Genomic DNA, 19,433 nt, shown 5'->3' on the forward strand with positions numbered 1-19,433 from the left:
TTGGCTTCAACCATGGGAAACGAATGAAATAGAATGCAAATTATATAAACATACAATTATATATTCTGCCCTATGGTTGAAATCGCAGACTATTTAAATGCGGTATAATTCAATTTCTATTTGAATAAAATCATCTAAAATAACAGAAAATAAAAAAGTCCGAAGTATAATACTTCGGACTTTTTTATTTCTCAAACTTTATGTCTAAACATGTTCACTTGGTCTCTTTTTTAAAAGCTTTAAAAGAACAGGAAATGTAGAAATAATAACTATAATAATAATGATATATTCAATATGCTCTTTTAAGTCTATTCCTTGTTTCAAGAACACACCGTAAAGATAATGTCCCGCAAAAATCAATAAAAACGACCATAAAAAAGAACTTAATACATTGTAGAACATAAACTTCTTTTTATCCATCGAAACTATACCCGCAATGATTGGTGCAAAAGTTCTGAAGATTGGAAGAAAACGCGCATATATGATTGCTTTTCCGCCATATTTTTCAAAGAAGTCTTTTGATTGTAAAAGGTATTTTTTCTTAAACCAGAACGTATCTTCTTTCTTAAATAAGTAATAACCACTTTTTGCTCCAAACCAATAACCGGTCATATTACCAAAAACTCCCATAATAGCTACAGCCAGTGAAAGTAAAAAGACATTAATAAAATCACCTGGAATATAAACCACATTCTGGATTAAATCACGACTGTAAATACCCGCCAAAAAAAGTAAACTATCTCCCGGCAGAAAAAAGCCTGCAAAAAGTCCTGTTTCAGCAAAAACTATAAACAGAACAATAAACAACCCAATTTCAAAACCTCCGATACTTAAAGTTATATAAAATTCAGGGTTTATTAACTGGGTCCAATCAAAATTATTCATAAAAAGAATTTGGTTATACTTATAAATGGGTGAAATTAACAATAATTTGCTTTAACCACAATTAAATGCTTTATTTTAAAGATAAATTAACTATTAAAAAAGCCCAAGTATAAACTTGGGCTTTTAAAACTATTCGTGTCTTTCGTATTTACAACAAGAATGAAGATTATCGTAATCAGCATCCGTTGCTTTAACCTCTTTGGTATCATGACCTGCTTTTGCAATGGCCTTGTTTAAATCTTGTGTTGAAGACTTTTCTTCATTTAAAATTACACTCAATTGGTGTGAACTTATGTCCCAGGTTGCCGTTTTCACACCCGGAACTCCAAACGCGGCTTTTTCAATACGTTTTTTGCATTGTTCACAATTACCATTTACCTCTGTTGTGTATTTTAAATTCTTGTTCTTTTTATCCTGAGCTTGTGTAGTGATCCCAAAAAACGCTAGCAATACAATTAAAATTATGTTTTTCATTTTGTCTAATATTAAAGTTTTAAATTAATCTATTTTATTTTAAATCGCAATCCTGCATAATACATTTGTCCAAAGATTGGCGCATATGCTATCGAAGCATCAAAATTGGATCCAAATGGGTCGTCTGCTCCTAAAATTGCTTTTTGTTGTTTGTAATTCCCAATATTTTCTCCACCTACATAAACCTCAAAAACGGGAGAAAAAACCCTTGTTACCTGAGCATTCATAACTGCATAAGATGGTGAGAAATCCGGGAATTGATCTTCGACCGGATTAGAAGCTGTATATGGCAGCTGTTGTTTTCCTGACCAATTGAAGGTATAATCAAACTTCCATTGTTTTCCATTGTTTGAAGGTGTTTCATATTCCAGATTTCCTAAAAAACGATGTTTTGCCTGAAGTGGACGTTGAAAAGTTCCTCTTAGATAATCCGTTTGAATGTCGTAATATTTATAAGCTGTCCTTAAATTAAGATTATGGATCAGTTCATAATTAAATTCTAACTGCAGGCTATTTGCAAAAGAACTTCCTTTTAAATTATAAAATAAAACGTCCTGAGGACTTTGCATCAAATCAACAACGGCCTGATTTTGAAAATCAGTTCTGTATAAGTCAAAACCTGCTTCGGCATTTTTATTAAAAAGCTTAAATTTCTGCGAAAAGCTTACACCATAATTCCATGCAATTTCAGGATTTAATCCATAAATCTTTCCATTAGTATCTAAAATTGAAAATGTTCTGGAACTTGCAAAAAGCTGTTGATTTTCGGCAAAAATATTTGCCGAACGTTTCCCTCTTCCAGCAGAAAAACGAACTACTCCATTTTTCCATGGATTATATCTCAGGTGTAAGCGTGGTGTCACAAAAAATCCTAATCGATTATGGTTGTCAACTCTTCCTCCCAAAATCAAACTAAAATTATCTGTATTGTCATAGGTATATTCAAAAAATGCTCCAACAGAATTATCAACTCTGCTATAATCATTTACATTCACAAATTCCTGATACTGATCGTAAGTAAAATTCAATCCGGTTGTGAATTTGTGCATCGTGTTACTGATAATCGAATTGAAAATTAAATTCGAATAAAAACTATTTTGTTTAATATCATATTGATTTAGACCATAATATGAATCTTGTTTATGACTATTAAAAGCATTTTGAAAACCAATACTTTGATAAGGCATATCTGGAAAAACATATCCGATTTTGGTCGACACATCAAAACGTTCTGTATTGATTTCTGAACCCCAGTGATTTGTAGTTCCACGATCGCGATCTTTGTCAAAATCAACTTCTCCGGTTTGCTTTTTATCATTCATGTATCTGAAATTGATAAAACTTACCAATCCGCTCTCAGCATCATAATATTGATAGCGATTTAAAACATTGATTTGTTTCCCTAACGGATTATCCAGAAAACCATCATTGTTCATATCGTTTTTTGCGACACGGGTATTACCGTGAACAAACAAACTTGTTGCCCATTTATCTGATAGTTTTTTATTAAACTGAGTATTCAATTCAAAACGGGCATCTGTAGAACCGTAAGCATTCAGAAAAAACGGGACATCATTTAATGGCTTTAAAAGCTCTGTGTTTATTTGTCCCGAAATACTTTCATATCCATTGATAACACTTCCGGCACCTTTTGTAATCTGAACACTTTCTATCCAGGTTCCCGGAGTAAAAGACAATCCATAGGCCTGAGAAGCGCCACGAACAGATGGAATATTTTCTTCGGTAATCATTAGATACGGACTAGTTAAACCTAACATTTTAATTTGTTTGGTTCCGGTTAAGGCATCCGAAAAATTGACATCGATAGAAGGATTGGTCTCAAAACTCTCAGCCAGATTACAGCAAGCAGCTTTTAAAAGTTCTTTACTGGTGATAACTGATGTATTAGCGGTAAGGGTGTATGATTTTTTAATTCCCTTTTGCTTTTTGGTGATTTTTACTTCTTCCAAATCTTCTTGCGAAAAAACAGACACAGAAAGTAAAATCATGCCCAAAAGCATAATATTTTTGTGCATAAAAAAATGATTTTAATGTTAATTAGAAAACTGCTTTTTTATAATTTCTTTAATAGAAAAATACAAGCAGAAAAGGCAAGCCAAAGTGGCTTGATTCTAACATTAAAATCAGGAGTAAAAAATATATTGATTGTACAATTTAAATAAGGGGGGCGCATTGGCATCAGAATAATAGGCTATTATCTGATTTGTTTTGAAATTTGGAACTGCCAAAAATGCAATTGGCTTGAATTCCTGAATTACTGCAGGAAAATCAAGTTGAAAAAAGAAGATCTTAAAAGTAGCATGATCTGATTTTTTTTCAATATGCACCACTTTGTCTTTACAACAAGATGATTTTTTTTCAGAAGCTCCGCAACATTTCTTTTCAGGTGTTCCCGAAACTGTAGTATTTAAAGAAACAGAAGCAATTTCACCTCCGCAATAATGCACATCAAAAGCAAATCCAATGTTGGAAACCAACAATAGAAGAGCTAAAAATAAACCTGTGCACTTTTTTAAATTCATATTGCAAAATTATCTAAAAAGACTTAAAAAAATTCTAATGAAATGTTATTTTTTGAAATTTTCCTGCTGGTAATAAAATGCAGGAATAAATAACAAGACAAATATTGGTTGAATTATAAATCGTCTTACATAAAACAAAAGCCAATTTCCGTCGGGAAAACATTCCAGGATTAAAACAAATACTCCAATTAGAAATACTAAAAAAAACAGGTATAAAAAAGTACTGAATTTTAACATCTCAATATCTCTGAACAAATTATAAATTAGAGCTAAAGATAAAATTGAATTTAGGAAATAACGCAATAACAGCCCGCAAACAAGCTTTAAAACATCAACTTCAGGATAAGGAACATTTTTAAATTCAGCTTCAAAATAGACTAAAAAAGGATCATAAAAAAGACTATTCTCAAAAGCCCTGATTAAGCCAAAACATAATACAATAAGAATCGAAATTCCAATTTTATTTCGATGCCTGATTAATTTACTTAGCATATTTTGAAAATTTACTTACCCATATAACCCAAAGTGCAAAAACGACCCCATAAATAATCAGAGGAAAAAGAACTCCATGTATAAAATGAAGATGCTGTGGATAATTAAAAAGCAATACGGTCAAAAGAGCAATTCGGATAACATTTAAAACATAAATAAGCAGTATCCCAAATAAAATAAAAAGTAAAGTCGATTTAAATTTCCCTGAAAAGGCAATTACAAAAGATACAAATAAAATTATAACGCTTACTGCATTACAACCTTCAATTATCCTGATAATGTATTTATTATTATAACAAACGTCTAAACAAGATTCATGTATACTTTGTACAATTTTTATGTCTGAGTTAAAAAAAAGCATTAAGCTTTGTACATGACTGCCAACTACCTTTGTAATTCCGTCAACCTCTTTTAAAGCGAAACTATTTAAATATACCTTATAAAGTAAAGTAAGTACAATATACACCGAGAAAAAAGTGCCTATAAAAATTAAGAAAGGTTTAAATTGTGCTAAATATTTTTTCAATGGATTTTTTTTTCAAATTTATGTATTTTTTGAGAGTAGCTTTAAATACTTTTGTATAAAATTATTACATCATGACTTTTCAGGAATTACAACCAAAAGTAAGCGCTATTGTAGCTGAAAACAGTACAAACAGAGACGAAAAATTATTAGCAATCTGTCAATTGCTAAATGAAAACATAGAATATTATAACTGGGTTGGTTTTTATTTTGCCAATCACGAGAACAAAACATTGCACCTTGGTCCTTATATTGGAGCAGAAACAGATCATACCGTTATTCCGTTTGGAAAAGGAATTTGTGGTCAGGTAGCCGAAAGTAATGCCAATTTTGTAGTGCCGGATGTAGCTGCACAAGACAATTATATTGCCTGCAGTTTTACTGTTAAGTCAGAGATTGTTGTACCTTTATTTGTAAACGAAGTAAATATTGGTCAGATTGATATTGACAGCCATGTTATTGATCCTTTTACAGAAGCTGACGAGAGATTTTTAGAATTTGTAAATCAAGAAGTTGCAAAATTATTCTAGAAGAGCTATTTTTAGGTAAAAATAGAACTGAATGAAAAGCAATATCTTCCTTTTTCTGCTTCTGATAATTTCAGTTAATCTGTGTGCACAAATTAACATGGTCTCAAAGAAAATCTTTTTAGACTCGTTAAATCATGAATGCACACCCGAAAAATATACTTATACAAGAGTGATCACCAACTATTCTCAAAAAAGTGTCCGCTACGTTGTAACTGATTTTTATAAGAACGGAAGAAAAAAAATGACCGGAGCCACTTTAGATAAAGATCTTCTAAAAAAGGATGGAGAATTTATTTGTTATTACAAAAACGGAGCAAAAGAATCTGTCGTAAATTATTCTCAGGATCATAAAGAAGGCAAGGAAATTAATTGGTATGAAACCCAAAATAAAAAATCTGAAAAGCAGAATATCTGGAATCCTAAAACGAAGACTGTTCAAACTTTAATTCTTAACTTTTGGAATACAGAAAATGAACAGAAGGTAATTGATGGAAATGGAGAATATGCAAGTACAGATAATTTTGTTACTGAAAATGGGATTTTAAAAAATGGTTTAAAACAAGGTGTCTGGCAAGGAAATGATGCTGTGCGTAAAATTACATTTACTGAAAACTACGACAAAGGAATCTTAATCTCGGGAGTAGGTGTAACCGAAAACAATACAAACTATTCTTATTCTTCATTAAATGAAAGAATAGCGCCTAAAAAAACACCATCAAATCGTTAAAAACGAATTTCTTAGGCCTTATTTTTAGATTCTTTTGTTTTTTTTTGATTTTTCTGTTTTTTTAATCTAATTTTGCACCCGTCTTACAAAAGTTGTATGACATACATAAAAATCATTAAATAATATTGGAATGTATTTAACTAAAGAAAAGAAAGAAGAGATTTTCGCACAACACGGTGGTGCAACAAACACTGGAAACGCAGAAGGTCAAATTGCATTGTTCACTTACAGAATTTCTCACTTAACTGAACACTTGAAAAAAAATCGTCACGATTACAACACTGAGCGTTCTCTTGTACTATTAGTAGGTAAAAGAAGAGCTTTGTTGGATTACTTGAAAAAGAAAGAAATCAACAGATATCGTGAGATTATCAAAGTATTGAATATCAGAAAATAATCAATATAGAAAAGAGGTGCGAAAGTGCCTCTTTTTGTTTTTACATTACAAGCATTTATAAGAAAAAAAGTTTGGTTTTTCATTGGGTTTTAGATAACAACAACTACACACAACAACAACTACAACACAACTAAAACCCATTGTATAATCAATAAGGAAAAAATTTATGATTCCACAATTATTTGTAGAAAAGATCGATTTAGGTGATGGCAGAAGCATCACAATCGAGACAGGACGTTTAGCTAAACAAGCTGATGGTTCTGTAGTAGTAAGAATGGGCGACACTATGATCCTTGCAACAGCAGTTTCAGCTCGCACATCAAACCCAGGCGTTGATTTTTTACCATTAACGGTAGATTACCGCGAAAAATTCGCAGCAGCAGGTCGTTTCCCTGGAGGTTTCTTCAAGAGAGAAGCACGTCCAAGCGACAGCGAAGTATTAACAATGAGATTAGTAGACCGTGTATTGCGTCCGCTTTTCCCAGATGATTACCATGCTGAAACACAAGTTATGATTCAGTTAATGTCTCATGACGAAGAAGTTATGCCAGATGCTTTAGCTGGTTTAGCTGCTTCTGCAGCATTAGCAGTTTCAGATATTCCATTCTATAACTTAATTTCTGAAGTACGTGTTGCACGTATCGACGGAAAATTAGTAATCAACCCAAGCAGAGAAGATTTAGAAAAATCAGACATTGATATGATGATTGGAGCTTCTATGGATTCTGTTGCCATGGTTGAAGGTGAGATGAAAGAAATTTCAGAAGCTGAAATGATCGAAGCTATTAAGTTTGCTCACGAAGCTATCAAAGTTCAAATTCAGGCACAATTACGTTTACAAGCTGCTTTTGGTAAAAAAGAAATTCGTACTTACGAAGGTGAGAAAGAAAACGAAGAAATTTACAAAAAAGTAAAAGCTGCAGCATACGATAAAATCTATGCTATTGCAAAAGTTGGTTCAGCTAAACACGAAAGAGGTGCTGCATTTGCTGAAGTAAAAGAAGAAGTTAAAGCTTTATTTACTGAAGAAGAATTAGCTGCTGACGGTGATTTAGTTTCAAAATATTTCTACAAAACAAACAAAGAAGCTGTTCGTAATGTAGTATTAGAATTAGGTGTACGTTTAGATGGTAGAAAAACTACAGATATCAGACCAATCTGGTGTGAGACTGATTATTTACCAAGAGTTCACGGTTCTTCTTTATTTACTCGTGGAGAAACTCAGGCTTTGGCAACTGTAACTTTAGGAACTTCCAGAGAAGCTAACCAGATCGATTCTCCATCTGAGCAAGGTGAAGAGAAATTCTACTTACACTATAACTTCCCTCCTTTCTCTACTGGTGAAGCAAAACCACTAAGAGGAACTTCAAGAAGAGAAGTTGGTCACGGTAACTTAGCTCAAAGAGCTTTAAAAAATATGATTCCTGCTGATTGTCCTTATACAATTCGTGTTGTTTCTGAGGTTTTAGAATCTAACGGTTCTTCTTCTATGGCAACAGTTTGTGCCGGAACAATGGCTTTGATGGATGCTGGGGTTCAAATGGTAAAACCAGTTTCTGGGATTGCTATGGGATTGATTACTGACGGAGAGAAATTTGCTGTATTGTCTGATATTTTAGGTGACGAAGATCACTTAGGAGATATGGACTTTAAAGTAACCGGAACTGCTGACGGTATTACAGCTTGTCAAATGGACATCAAAATTGATGGTTTACGTTATGACATTATGGAGCAAGCTTTAGCTCAAGCTCGTGATGGACGTTTACACATTTTAGGAAAATTAACTGAAACTATCGCTGCACCAAGAGCTGACGTAAAAGCTCATGCACCAAAAATCATTACCAGAACTATTCCTGGAAACTTTATTGGAGCATTAATTGGACCTGGTGGAAAAGTAATTCAGGAATTACAAAAAGCTACCGGAACAACTATTGTAATCAACGAAGTTGATGAGCAAGGTGTTATCGAAATCTTGGGTACAGATCCTGCTGGAATTGAAGCGGTATTAGCAAAAATTGCTTCTATTACTTTCAAACCACAAATGGGAGAAGCTTACGAAGTAAAAGTGATCAAAATGCTTGATTTTGGAGCTGTAGTAGAATATACTGCTGCACCAGGAAACGAAGTATTGCTTCACGTATCTGAATTAGCTTGGGAGCGTACTGAAAATGTAGCTGATGTAGTTAAAATGGGAGATGTTTTCCAAGTGAAATACTTAGGAGTTGACCCAAAAACTAAAAAAGAAAAAGTGTCTAAAAAAGCACTTGTTCCAAGACCTCCACGTGAGGAGAAAAAAGAGTAATCAGATCTTAGTTTACTAAAGGTTTATTCATAGATAAATCCCGTTTCATTTAACCGAAACGGGATTTTTTGTTTTTACATCTACTTTTCAACCTAAAACTACACGGTTAAAACACTAGACTACAACGTTTTCAGAAAACACATTATAGGTTAAATAATGTTGTTGGTTTAAAAATCAATGTTGTTGGTTTAATTTATTTTTTTTTAAAACTTCATTAACATAGTTTTATATAGAAAACAGCTACACAAAACCACATATTGATGAGAAAGGATATTGCACAGTCAAGAATTAAAACAATATTATTTATTACTGTCTCTTTTAAATTCAAACTGTATTGCAAAAACCTACCATTAAAAATCACAAATTACTCAACAGTAATTTTCATCCTGCTATTCCTTTCAATCAACAGTTTTTCTCAAACTAATGAAAAAAAAGAAGTCTCTAATTATCTGGACAAAACAATTGGCGAAGAAATTTTAAACATCAATAATGGCAAAATTCATATTGATCCATATAATCTTAAAAACGATCACAACTATTATTTAAATAAAAACTTCGTAAAAGGATCTGTTTTTTATGATAATCAATTATATGAAAACATTCTCATAAAGTATGACATATATAAAGACCAACTTGTAAAATCATTCAAGAACAATAATACATTCGGTATAACGCTTATAAATGAAAAAACAGATTATTTTTTGATCGAAAATAAAAGATTTGTCAATATTGACAATAAGTATAAGTATCCAAAAGTCATCACCGGTTTTTTTGAAGAAAAATATTTAGGTAAAAATATCTCCCTGTACATTAAACCCTTTAAAACAGCAAAAGAAATTATTATTGAAAATAATTTATATACAGAATTCAAAGAATATAACAACTACCAACTTCTTTATAATTCAAAATTTACATCTGTAAACACACAGAAAGAAATCCTCACGATATTTCCTCAACTAAAAAAAGAAATAAAAGATTATTACAAAAAAAATAAAATCCCAGAAGAGGCAAGCCCATACCAGTTCAAAGCAGATTTAATAAAATTTATTGATAACAATTTATAAGCTCTATTCCAAAATCTAAATGAAAAAACACTTTATCTTCTGTTTATTTTTGTTATTGCCAATCTTTCTTTTTTCTCAGGAAAAAAATATTTCTATAGAATATTCAAATGTAACACGAAAAAAAGCTATCGAAATACTAGAAAAAAACACTTCTTTTCACTTCTATTTTAAAGACCAATGGTTATCAGACAGTGAGCTTATTTCAGGCGAATTTAAGAATACCTCTATTTCAGTAATTTTAGATGCTATTTTGAATAACACGACCATAAATTACATTATTGACAACAACAATATTATTCTAAGCAATGGTCTTTTAATCTCAAATATTATAACTGAAAAATATTTTGAACCGACCGATGATAAAAGTGTTAACAAGGCCACTAATTTGCCAATTATTCCAATTTATAATAAACAGTATCTAAATGATTCTAAAAAAGACTCAGACTCTATTATTTCTCTTGGAAAACAGTCTTTGATAAACGCATCTCAAACCTATACTTTATCAGGCTACATTAAAGACAGGATTACAGGAAAACCAGAATACAACATCACAATTAAAGTAAAAGACAAAGACATAAGTACAGTAAGTGATGTAAATGGTTATTACAGTTTTAGAGTTCCTGCAGGTATCAATATAATTGAGGCACAATCCATCAGTCATCAGTCAAAGGCTAAAAAAATTGTACTTTACAACAATGGGAAAGCTGATTTTAATTTGGATGAAAATGTAAATGCACTTAAAGAAGTTGTCATCGAAAATAAAAAAACAAGAAATGTAACCTCAGCAGTTGCAGGTCTTACCAGTATTGATATCGAAAACATCAAAAATGTGCCTTTAATTTTGGGCGAAAGAGACATTTTTAAAGTTGCTACAACACTTCCGGGGATAAAAACTGCAGGAGAAGGTTCTGCGGGCTTTAATGTACGAGGAGGAAAAGATGATCAAAACTTATTTTTATTAGACAACGCTTCTTTATACAACCCATCTCACTTTTTAGGCTTCTTTTCTTCTGTCAATCCTTTTACAACAAAAAAAGCCGACATATACAAAGGAAGTATTCCTGCTGAGTTTGGAGGAAGACTTTCTTCTGTTTTTGATATTAAATCAAAAAATGGAAATACCGAAAAAGTTTCTGGTGAAGCCGGAATTGGGCCTGTAATGAGCAATGTTACTCTTGAAATTCCGATCGTAAAAGGAAAATCAAGCTTATTATTTGGTGGCAGAGCAAGTTATTCTGACTGGATTCTGAGAACTATTAAAGATCCTGAACTAGATAATAGTCAAGCCTCTTTTTATGATGTGATTTTAAAATACAATCATCAAATCAGTAAAAAAGATAATCTCGAAACCTCTCTGTATTATAGTCATGATAAATACAGCATTAACTCAGATTCCATCTACAAATACAACAACTTATTAGCAACCGTAAAATGGGATCATGATTTTAATGCAAAAAATAAATCTTCCCTAATTGTTACCAATAGTCAGTATAATTTTAACATCGATTACGATTCTCAGCCTGAAAAATCATTTGATTACGGCTATAAAATCAATGAAACTCAGTTTGTTTTTAAAATGAGATACAATCTCAATGAAAAACATTCCTTTAATTATGGCGTTAGCAGCAAAATGTATAATGTTAAACCTGGCTTCCTCAAATCAACAGGTGACAACTCTCTGATTAAAGATATTACACTTGAAAAGGAAAAAGCTTTAGAATCGGCTTTATTCTTTACCGAAAATTATAAGGTCAGTGATAAACTTTTAATTGATCTAGGTTTGCGTTATTCTTTTTATTCTGCACTTGGCCCTTCTACGCAAAACATCTATCAGGATGACCGCCCAAAATCTGACAAAACTGTTATTGATACCAAGATCTACAATAATAATGAGTCTATAAAAACGTATGGAGGTTTTGAGCCCAGAATTTCAGCGCGATATTTTATACTTCCGGATTTATCTGTAAAAGCAAGTTTTGACAGAACCTATCAATACATGCATTTACTATCAACTAATACCACACAATCTCCTATGGATGTATGGAAACTTTCTGATTTAAATACTGAGCCACAATCTTCCAATCAGTTTTCGTTAGGGTTTTTCAAAAATATAATTCAAAAATCATTAGAACTAAGTATAGAAGGTTATTATAAACGCTCAAAAAACATTCTGGATTATAAAGTTGGTGCCGAATTATTTTTGAACGAAAACATCGAAACGGAACTTCTTCAGGGAGAAGGAAAAGCCTATGGAGTTGAATTTTTGATCAAAAAAGAAAAAGGAAATTTTAATGGCTGGTTAAGCTATACTTATTCCAGAGCCTTAATAAAACTTGACAGTAGATTTGATGCTGAAAAAATAAACAACGGAGATTATTTCCCTACAAATTATGACAAACCGCATGATTTTAGCGCTATTTTAAACTACAAATTCACAAAGAGATACAGTTTGTCAACCAATTTTGTTTACCAAACCGGCAGACCTGTCACTTTTCCGATTGGGTCGTATGATTTTGCAGGAGAGGATTTTACTTTATATAGTAATCGCAACCAATATAGAATTCCGGATTATTACAGATTGGATATTGGTCTCAATTTTGAAGGAAATCACAAAATAAAAAAACTCGCACATAGTTTCTGGAATCTTTCAGTCTACAATGTTCTGGGAAGAAACAACCCGTATAATGTTTATTTTGTTACTGAAGATAGAAAAATCAAGGCATACAAAACATCTATTTTTTCTGTTCCAATTCCGACAATAACCTATAACATTAAATTTTAATTCATCTATCACATCAATATGAATGTATCAATAATCAAAAAAATGACGTTGGCTCTTTTTGTTTGTGTTATTTTATCGGGCTGCACAGAACAATACGTTTTTCAAAACCAGGATTTTGAAGACGCAATGATTGTCGAAGCCACATTAACAAATGAATTAAAACATCATGAAATAAACATTTCAAGAACCAGACTTCTTAACGATACTATAAAAATTGCCGAGTCTGGAGCTAACGTTACTGTTGTTGACAGCGACAGTAATGAATTTCATTTTGATGAAAAAGACGGAAAATATATTTCTTCAAATGAATTTAAAATAGAACCAAATAAGAACTACCAATTAAAAATAACAACCAAATCCGGAAAATCATATATTTCTTCACCAGAAACTTTAACTACACCAAACACTATTGATTTAGAAGCTAAAGTGGCTGAAAAAGATGGCATACAAGGTGTTCAGATTAATGTTAAAAGTTTTGATCCTGCAAATACATCTAAATATTATCGTTATGAATATGACGAGACTTATAAAGTACAAACTGTTTACAATACAACAGAACGTGTAGAATTAGTACCTTATCAAAATACGTTTAAAATGATTATAGTCCCGGCCGAACCAAATACTCATATTTGCTACAGCACAAAACATTCGACTGGCATTATACAAACAAATACAAAAGATTTAACCGAAGACCGCGTAAACTTTCCTGTTCGCTTTATTGACAAATCAAATTATATAATCGCTTATCGTTACAGTATTTTGGTTTCTCAGTACACGCAAAATCAATCTGCTTACGATTACTATAATACATCCAAAAAAATGATAGATTCAGGAGAATTGTTATCTCCAAACCAGCCCGGATACATTATCGGAAATATCAAATCAACTTCAGATTCATCAGAAAAAGTGGTCGGTTTCTTTGAGGTTGCCTCGGTTTCAAAAAAAAGAATCTTTTTCAATTTTAACGACATTTTTCCATCAGATGATCCAACGCTATTCTTTAGAAAATGCGAGCCAGAAGAAATCCAGTTTAGTGTAATACCCATGGACAATTATAAAGTACTCACCACTCATGTTTATATAGGAGGAGGTCCGGGAATGTCTCCAACATCATACTGGATGGTTGAAAAAGAATGCGGAGATTGTACATCATTTTCTTCTAACGTAATACCTTCATTTTGGGAAAATTAAACATACAATTAGCTTTTTTACTGTTATTAGTAAATTTCACTTTTAAAAGTAGTGCTCAAAATAATACTGCTTTGGGTGCGGAATCAATATTAGTTAAAACTAATACTTCGGTAATCTTAACCGGCGAAACATTATATTACCAATTGTACTGTTTAAATAAAACGAATGTATTTTCTGATATCAGTGAAATTGCATATTTAGAAGTAATTAACGATCAGAAAGAAAGTGTATTTAAAAATAAAATTAGTCTGAAAAACGGAATTGGATCAGGCGATTATTTTATTCCAACAGTATTAAAAACGGGAAACTATAAGCTTATTGCCTATACAAACTGGATGTTAAACAATAGTCAGAATAACTTTTTTGAAAAAGACTTTACCATCATAAATCCATTTCAGGAACATATAAACATGACTATTGATAGTACATCTGTAAAAACTGGCGTTTATAAAAATGGAACCCAAAATACATCTGAAAACATTCTTTTAAGTCTTGACAAAGAAAAATATTCTAAAAGAGAAAAAGCCACTCTTGTAATACCAAAAGCATTAGATAAAGGAAACTATTTTTTAAATATCAAAAAAATAGATCTTATCCCTACATACCCAAGTAACGAAACTATTAATACTTATGTAAATCTAAAACAAGAAATAAAGGTACTTCCAGAAACAAGAGGCGAAATTATAACCGGATATATAACTCCAAAATCTGGAGCTTCTAATTTAGACTCTAAAATAGTTACACTATCTATTCCTGGAAAAAATTTCATCTTCAAAACAACCCAAACAGATAGCAACGGAAAATTCATTTTTTTAATTGATAAACAAACCAGTACATCAGATTGTTATGTACAATTATCAGAACCTGACAAAGAAAACTATACTATTGCAATAGATAAAACGCCAGGTCCGGATTTATCGAATTTGATTTTCTCCAATAAAACCTCTATTTCCAGCAAAAATTTGAAAGCAATTCAAGAGCGCTCATTGGCAACTCAGGTAGAGAACGTTTATTTTTCACAAAAAAAAGACAGTCTTATCGAAGCTATCCATACAGATTTCTTTTTTCAGCCTACCGAAAAAAAATATAATCTCGATGATTTCGAAAGATTTAGAACGTTTAAAGAAACAATAATAGAAATTGTTACTGAACTTAATTTTAAAGATTACAATCAGCTTCCGGCACTATACTTAAGCGATTCCAGATACAATATTATACAATCTCCTGAACCTTGTCTGATTTTGGTTGACGGACTACAAATTCAGGATATAAATGCACTATTAAATTATAATGCCTATCAAATTCAAAATATTAGCGTTGTTAACAGACCCTACTGTTATGGCCCTAAAATATTCAACGGAATTGTCAGTATTATTACAAAAAACAACGATTTTGCAACTATTTATACTGATAAAAGCATTTTAAAAACGACAATCTTAAGGCCTGAACCTGCAAAAGTTTATTTTGAACCACAATATGAAACATCAAATGCGCTTAGCCGAATTCCTGATTACAGACATCAATTACTTTGGAAACCAAATATAGCTTTTAAAAATAGCGAAATGGCTATCTCTTTTTATACCTCTGATATTTCCGGAGATTATGAAATCATCCTGGAAGGAATTACCGAAACCGGAAATTATGTTCATTTTTATAAAACATTCAAAACTGAATAAATAAATCAAATCTCCTAAAACGGAATCTTTGACCTAATAAAGATTTACTAGCTAAAAGCCCCGGTTCAAATAAATGAATTGGGGTTTTTAGCTTTATTTTAATGCTCCATAAATTTCATATAACAATATAATCTAAGAACAAAATTTACTCTGAGTACATTAAAAAGCTCGTTCCTGATTGCGAAGTTTGTCGTATTTTTTTTCATAAAAAAGCGATATTTTGTTATATTTTAACAATTGTTCATGCTTTTTGTAAGATTATTTTAATAAATTTGAAAAACCACCAAAAAACGAACCTTAAAACCACTAAATCCTTTGAAAAATTATCAAAAGAAGGCTTTATATTTATTAATATTTAGTACCATCTCAAACGTTTCGTATTTATATTCCCAATCTTCTGACAAATCCTCAATTTACGAATTCTTCGACAACAATGTTGGCAGGGATAACTTAAACATAAACAATGGGGTTCTGCATAGTGAACCTTTTAGACCAATTGCCGATAAACACAGGTACTACATCAACGAGTTTAATTCCGGGAGTTTAGGTTTTGAAGATGAAATTTACGACAACGTTCTGCTTAAATATGATATTCATCAGGATCAGTTAATCTTCAAACAAAACGATCAAACAGATAATCTTGCCATTAATCTGATAAAAGACAAGGTCAATTTCTTTAGTATTAAAAACAAAAAGTTTGTCAATTTAAAATCTGAGACATTAAAATTCCCCGGTATCGTAAATGGAATTTATGAGGAAAGTTATGTTGGAGATCTGGTATCGCTATATATAAAACATCATAAAGAAAAGATCAAGGTTTTTCAATCAGATGGTGTCTACTACAATTTCATCTACAAAAACGATTATATCATCAAGTACAACAATTATTTTTATAAGGTTGAATCTGAAAAAGAGGTAAAAAAGATATTTCCTTCTGTCAAAAAAGAAATTAATAATTATTATAAAATTGACAAAAAGTTAGAGCGTTCAGACAAAACTCAATTCATGGAAAATCTGACAAAGCAAATCAATAGTTTTTTAAAAAAAAGTTCGACATAAATGAAAAAAATTACTCTTCTACTCTTTTTTTTACTCGCCTTTCAACAAATTATCTATAGTCAGGTTATAAGTGATAAAGTTTCTGTCGATTTAAAAAATGCGAATCTAAAAACGGCAATCCAAAACATTGAGCAAACATCTCATTTTAAATTTTATTTTGATGAAAGATGGCTGGATTCAGATAGTACCGTTATTTCAAAACAATTTAAAGAAGTTCGTATTTCGGAAGTTCTTGAGGACATCTTTCAAAACACCAGCATCAATTTCTTTATTTCTGAAAATAAAATTATACTTAGCAATAACAGTGTAATATACAATCAGCTTCCTGATGATTACTTTGGAATTCCCTTGGAGAAAGATGAAAATGGAGAGCCTTTAACTCCTATTTTTTATCAACAGTTTGATTCTATAAAAAGAACAAATACCCGAAATCCCAACAAAAATCTTCGGGACATTATTCTTATTGGAAAAGAAGGAAAAAATCAAAAAAAGAAGACCTATACCCTTTCCGGATATATAAAAGGAGGAAAAAACAAAACCGGAATCGCTAATATATTAGTGAAGATTCCTGAAACCGAATTTACCGCAGTTACAGATAAAGAAGGACATTACAAATTACAAGTCCCAGCCGGAATAAGTACAGTTGAAACCGAAAGTTTTGCTTATGATAAAGTATCTAAGAAAATCATGGTGTACAATGATGGGACTTTAAATTTTAATGTTACTGATAATATAAATCAGCTTAATGAAGTTTTAATAAAAACAAATAAAAGCAAAACAGCAAAATCAGCAATTACGGGAGTTACAACCATAGATTCAGAAGGTATTAAAAATGTACCACTGGTTTTAGGAGAACGTGACATTTTGAAAGTAGCACTAACTTTACCCGGTATTAAAACCGCAGGAGAAGGTTCTGCTGGTTATAACGTTCGAGGCGGTAAAGAAGATCAAAATTTATTTTTATTAGATCAGGCTGTTTTATACAATCCATCTCACTTTTTTGGCTTTTTTACAGCCTTAAACCCTTACACAACAAAAAAAGTAGATATTTACAAAGGAAGTATTCCTGCTGAATTTGGAGGCAGATTATCTTCTGTTTTTGATATCACTTCAAAAACAGGAAACTATAACAAATTTGAAGGTGAAGGAGGTATTGGTCCGGCAACAAGTAATCTTATGCTGTCTACTCCGGTTGTAAAAGGAAAATCAAGTCTTGTTGTTGGAGGAAGAGCAAGTTATTCTGACTGGATATTAAAAACCCTCGACGACGAGGATCTAAAAAATAGTCAGGCTTCTTTTTATGATGTAATTTTAAAATACAATCATAAAATTAACAACAATAACGATATTGAGTCTACTTTATATTATAGTCATGATAAATTTAGTGTTTCGTCTGATTCTTTGTACAAGTACAGCAATCGTTTAGCGACACTAAAATGGAATCACACTTTCAATGAAAAAAACAAAGGTTCTCTGATACTAACCAATAGTGAGTATAAATTTAATATTGATTATGAGACGACAGGTATAAATTCATTTGATTTTGGATATAAAATCAATGACACACAGGCTGCCCTTAAAATGTCTTATTTGTACAGTGATAAGCACAAAATATCATATGGAATTTCAAGTAAATTGTATGGAATAAATCCCGGGTATTTAAAACCTACAAATCCTGATTCGTCATTAATTCCGGTTGATATTGAAAAAGAACGAGGTCTGGAATCTGCCGTGTATATTGGCGATAATTTTAAAATTACTGATAAATTCTTATTGGATTTTGGTTTGCGTTATTCCAGATTTTCTGCTTTAGGACCATCTACACAGCGAGTTTATCAGGAGAATCTCCCAATTAGCGATGCAACTGTGGTAGAGACTAAAACTTATAAAAACAATGAAGTAATTAAAAGTTATGGCGGTTTTGAACCTAGAATTGCTGCGCGTTACTTTATAACGGATGATTTTTCTGTAAGAGCCAGTTATGACAAAACCTATCAATACATTCATTTATTATCAAATAACACCACACAATCACCAACAGATATCTGGAAGCTTTCAGATTTAAATGTAAAACCAGAAGATGCTCAACAGGTTTCACTTGGTTTTTATAAGAATTTAAAGAATGACGAATTAGAATTAAGTCTGGAAGGCTATTATAAAAAATCAAATAATATTTTAGATTATAAGGTGGGTGCCAGTTTACTATTAAATGAAAATATTGAAACCGAACTTTTACAAGGTCAGGGAAAAGCATATGGAGTTGAAGTCCTTCTGAAAAAATCCGAAGGTCGTCTTAACGGATGGTTAGGCTATACATACTCAAGATCTTTAATTAAACTGAACAGCCAGTTTAATGAAGAAAAAGTAAATGACGGTAAATATTTTGCATCAAATTTTGACAAACCACATGACTTTAGTGCAGTTTTAAACTACAGAATTACAAAACGTTATAGTTTTTCAAGTAATTTTATATATCAAACCGGCCGCCCGATTACGTACCCAATTGGGACGTATGATTATGGAAATGCGCAATACACTGTTTATAGTGACCGAAACAAATTCAGAATTCCTGATTATTTCAGGTTAGATCTTGGTTTTAATATTGAAGGAAATCATAAGATAAAAAAATTAGCACATAGCTTTTGGAATATCTCAGTTTATAATGTTTTAGGAAGAAACAATCCTTATTCTGTATTTTTCGTAACAGATCAGGGCCAGATTAAAGCCTATAAAACATCCATTTTTTCGATTCCAATTCCTAGTATCACATATAACTTCAAGTTTTAAA

Annotated in this window: 16 protein-coding genes; 10 read left to right on the plus strand and 6 right to left on the minus strand. The window is 31.5% G+C overall.

The window, feature by feature from the left end:
- Positions 1 to 204 precede the first annotated feature (204 nt).
- The 6 genes from OLM51_RS00545 to xrtF all read right to left on the minus strand — a co-directional run bounded on the left by OLM51_RS00545 (position 205) and on the right by xrtF (position 4,920).
- A complete protein-coding gene (locus tag OLM51_RS00545) occupies positions 205 to 885 on the minus strand; it encodes a DedA family protein (RefSeq protein ID WP_264552486.1) in 681 nt (226 codons plus the stop codon).
- A gap of 129 nt (positions 886 to 1,014) precedes the next feature.
- Positions 1,015 to 1,359 carry a heavy-metal-associated domain-containing protein gene (locus OLM51_RS00550; protein WP_264552487.1) on the minus strand — a complete coding sequence of 115 codons (345 nt, stop codon included), beginning with the start codon at positions 1,357 to 1,359 and terminating at the stop codon, positions 1,015 to 1,017.
- Positions 1,360 to 1,388: 29 nt separating this feature from the next.
- Positions 1,389 to 3,395, minus strand: coding sequence for a TonB-dependent receptor plug domain-containing protein (locus tag OLM51_RS00555; RefSeq protein ID WP_264552488.1), 2,007 nt, complete (start codon positions 3,393 to 3,395; stop codon positions 1,389 to 1,391).
- Between the two features lie 108 nt (positions 3,396 to 3,503).
- On the minus strand, positions 3,504 to 3,902 hold the full coding sequence (locus OLM51_RS00560) for an HYC_CC_PP family protein (RefSeq protein WP_264552489.1): 399 nt from the start codon (positions 3,900 to 3,902) through the stop codon (positions 3,504 to 3,506).
- Between the two features lie 45 nt (positions 3,903 to 3,947).
- Positions 3,948 to 4,394, minus strand: coding sequence for an exosortase F system-associated membrane protein (locus OLM51_RS00565; protein WP_264552490.1), 447 nt, complete (start codon positions 4,392 to 4,394; stop codon positions 3,948 to 3,950).
- On the minus strand, positions 4,384 to 4,920 hold the full coding sequence (gene xrtF / locus OLM51_RS00570) for an exosortase family protein XrtF (protein WP_264552491.1): 537 nt from the start codon (positions 4,918 to 4,920) through the stop codon (positions 4,384 to 4,386). The genes OLM51_RS00565 and xrtF overlap by 11 nt, the downstream gene beginning before the upstream one ends.
- 71 nt (positions 4,921 to 4,991) lie before the next feature.
- Here xrtF and OLM51_RS00575 point away from each other — a divergent pair, with 71 nt between their 5' ends.
- From OLM51_RS00575 to OLM51_RS00620, 10 genes are all read left to right on the plus strand, one after another.
- Positions 4,992 to 5,447, plus strand: a complete 456-nt coding sequence (locus OLM51_RS00575) for a GAF domain-containing protein (RefSeq protein ID WP_264552492.1) — start codon at positions 4,992 to 4,994, stop codon at positions 5,445 to 5,447.
- Between the two features lie 31 nt (positions 5,448 to 5,478).
- Entirely contained in the window at positions 5,479 to 6,174 is a 696-nt protein-coding gene (locus OLM51_RS00580) for a hypothetical protein (RefSeq protein ID WP_264552493.1), read from the plus strand.
- 130 nt (positions 6,175 to 6,304) lie between these two features.
- Positions 6,305 to 6,571 carry a 30S ribosomal protein S15 gene (rpsO, locus tag OLM51_RS00585; RefSeq protein ID WP_264552494.1) on the plus strand — a complete coding sequence of 89 codons (267 nt, stop codon included), beginning with the start codon at positions 6,305 to 6,307 and terminating at the stop codon, positions 6,569 to 6,571.
- 166 nt (positions 6,572 to 6,737) lie between these two features.
- Positions 6,738 to 8,873: a polyribonucleotide nucleotidyltransferase gene (locus OLM51_RS00590; protein WP_264552495.1), complete on the plus strand. Its 2,136-nt coding sequence runs from the start codon at positions 6,738 to 6,740 to the stop codon at positions 8,871 to 8,873.
- 260 nt (positions 8,874 to 9,133) lie between these two features.
- A complete protein-coding gene (locus OLM51_RS00595; RefSeq protein WP_264552496.1) occupies positions 9,134 to 9,937 on the plus strand; it encodes a hypothetical protein in 804 nt (267 codons plus the stop codon).
- 19 nt (positions 9,938 to 9,956) lie between these two features.
- Entirely contained in the window at positions 9,957 to 12,719 is a 2,763-nt protein-coding gene (locus OLM51_RS00600; protein WP_264552497.1) for a TonB-dependent receptor, read from the plus strand.
- 18 nt (positions 12,720 to 12,737) lie between these two features.
- A complete protein-coding gene (locus OLM51_RS00605; RefSeq protein WP_264552498.1) occupies positions 12,738 to 13,910 on the plus strand; it encodes a DUF4249 domain-containing protein in 1,173 nt (390 codons plus the stop codon).
- A 71-nt stretch (positions 13,911 to 13,981) separates the two neighbouring features.
- Entirely contained in the window at positions 13,982 to 15,586 is a 1,605-nt protein-coding gene (locus tag OLM51_RS00610; protein ID WP_264552499.1) for a hypothetical protein, read from the plus strand.
- A gap of 315 nt (positions 15,587 to 15,901) precedes the next feature.
- On the plus strand, positions 15,902 to 16,645 hold the full coding sequence (locus OLM51_RS00615) for a hypothetical protein (protein WP_264552500.1): 744 nt from the start codon (positions 15,902 to 15,904) through the stop codon (positions 16,643 to 16,645).
- The gene (locus OLM51_RS00620; RefSeq protein WP_264552501.1) at positions 16,646 to 19,432 is read left to right on the plus strand and encodes a TonB-dependent receptor; all 2,787 of its coding nucleotides are present in this window, start codon (positions 16,646 to 16,648) and stop codon (positions 19,430 to 19,432) included. It abuts the gene before it with no gap.
- Position 19,433: the final 1 nt, after the last annotated feature.

The sequence above is a fragment of the Flavobacterium sp. N2038 genome, from assembly GCF_025947185.1.
In the GTDB taxonomy this organism is placed as follows: domain Bacteria; phylum Bacteroidota; class Bacteroidia; order Flavobacteriales; family Flavobacteriaceae; genus Flavobacterium.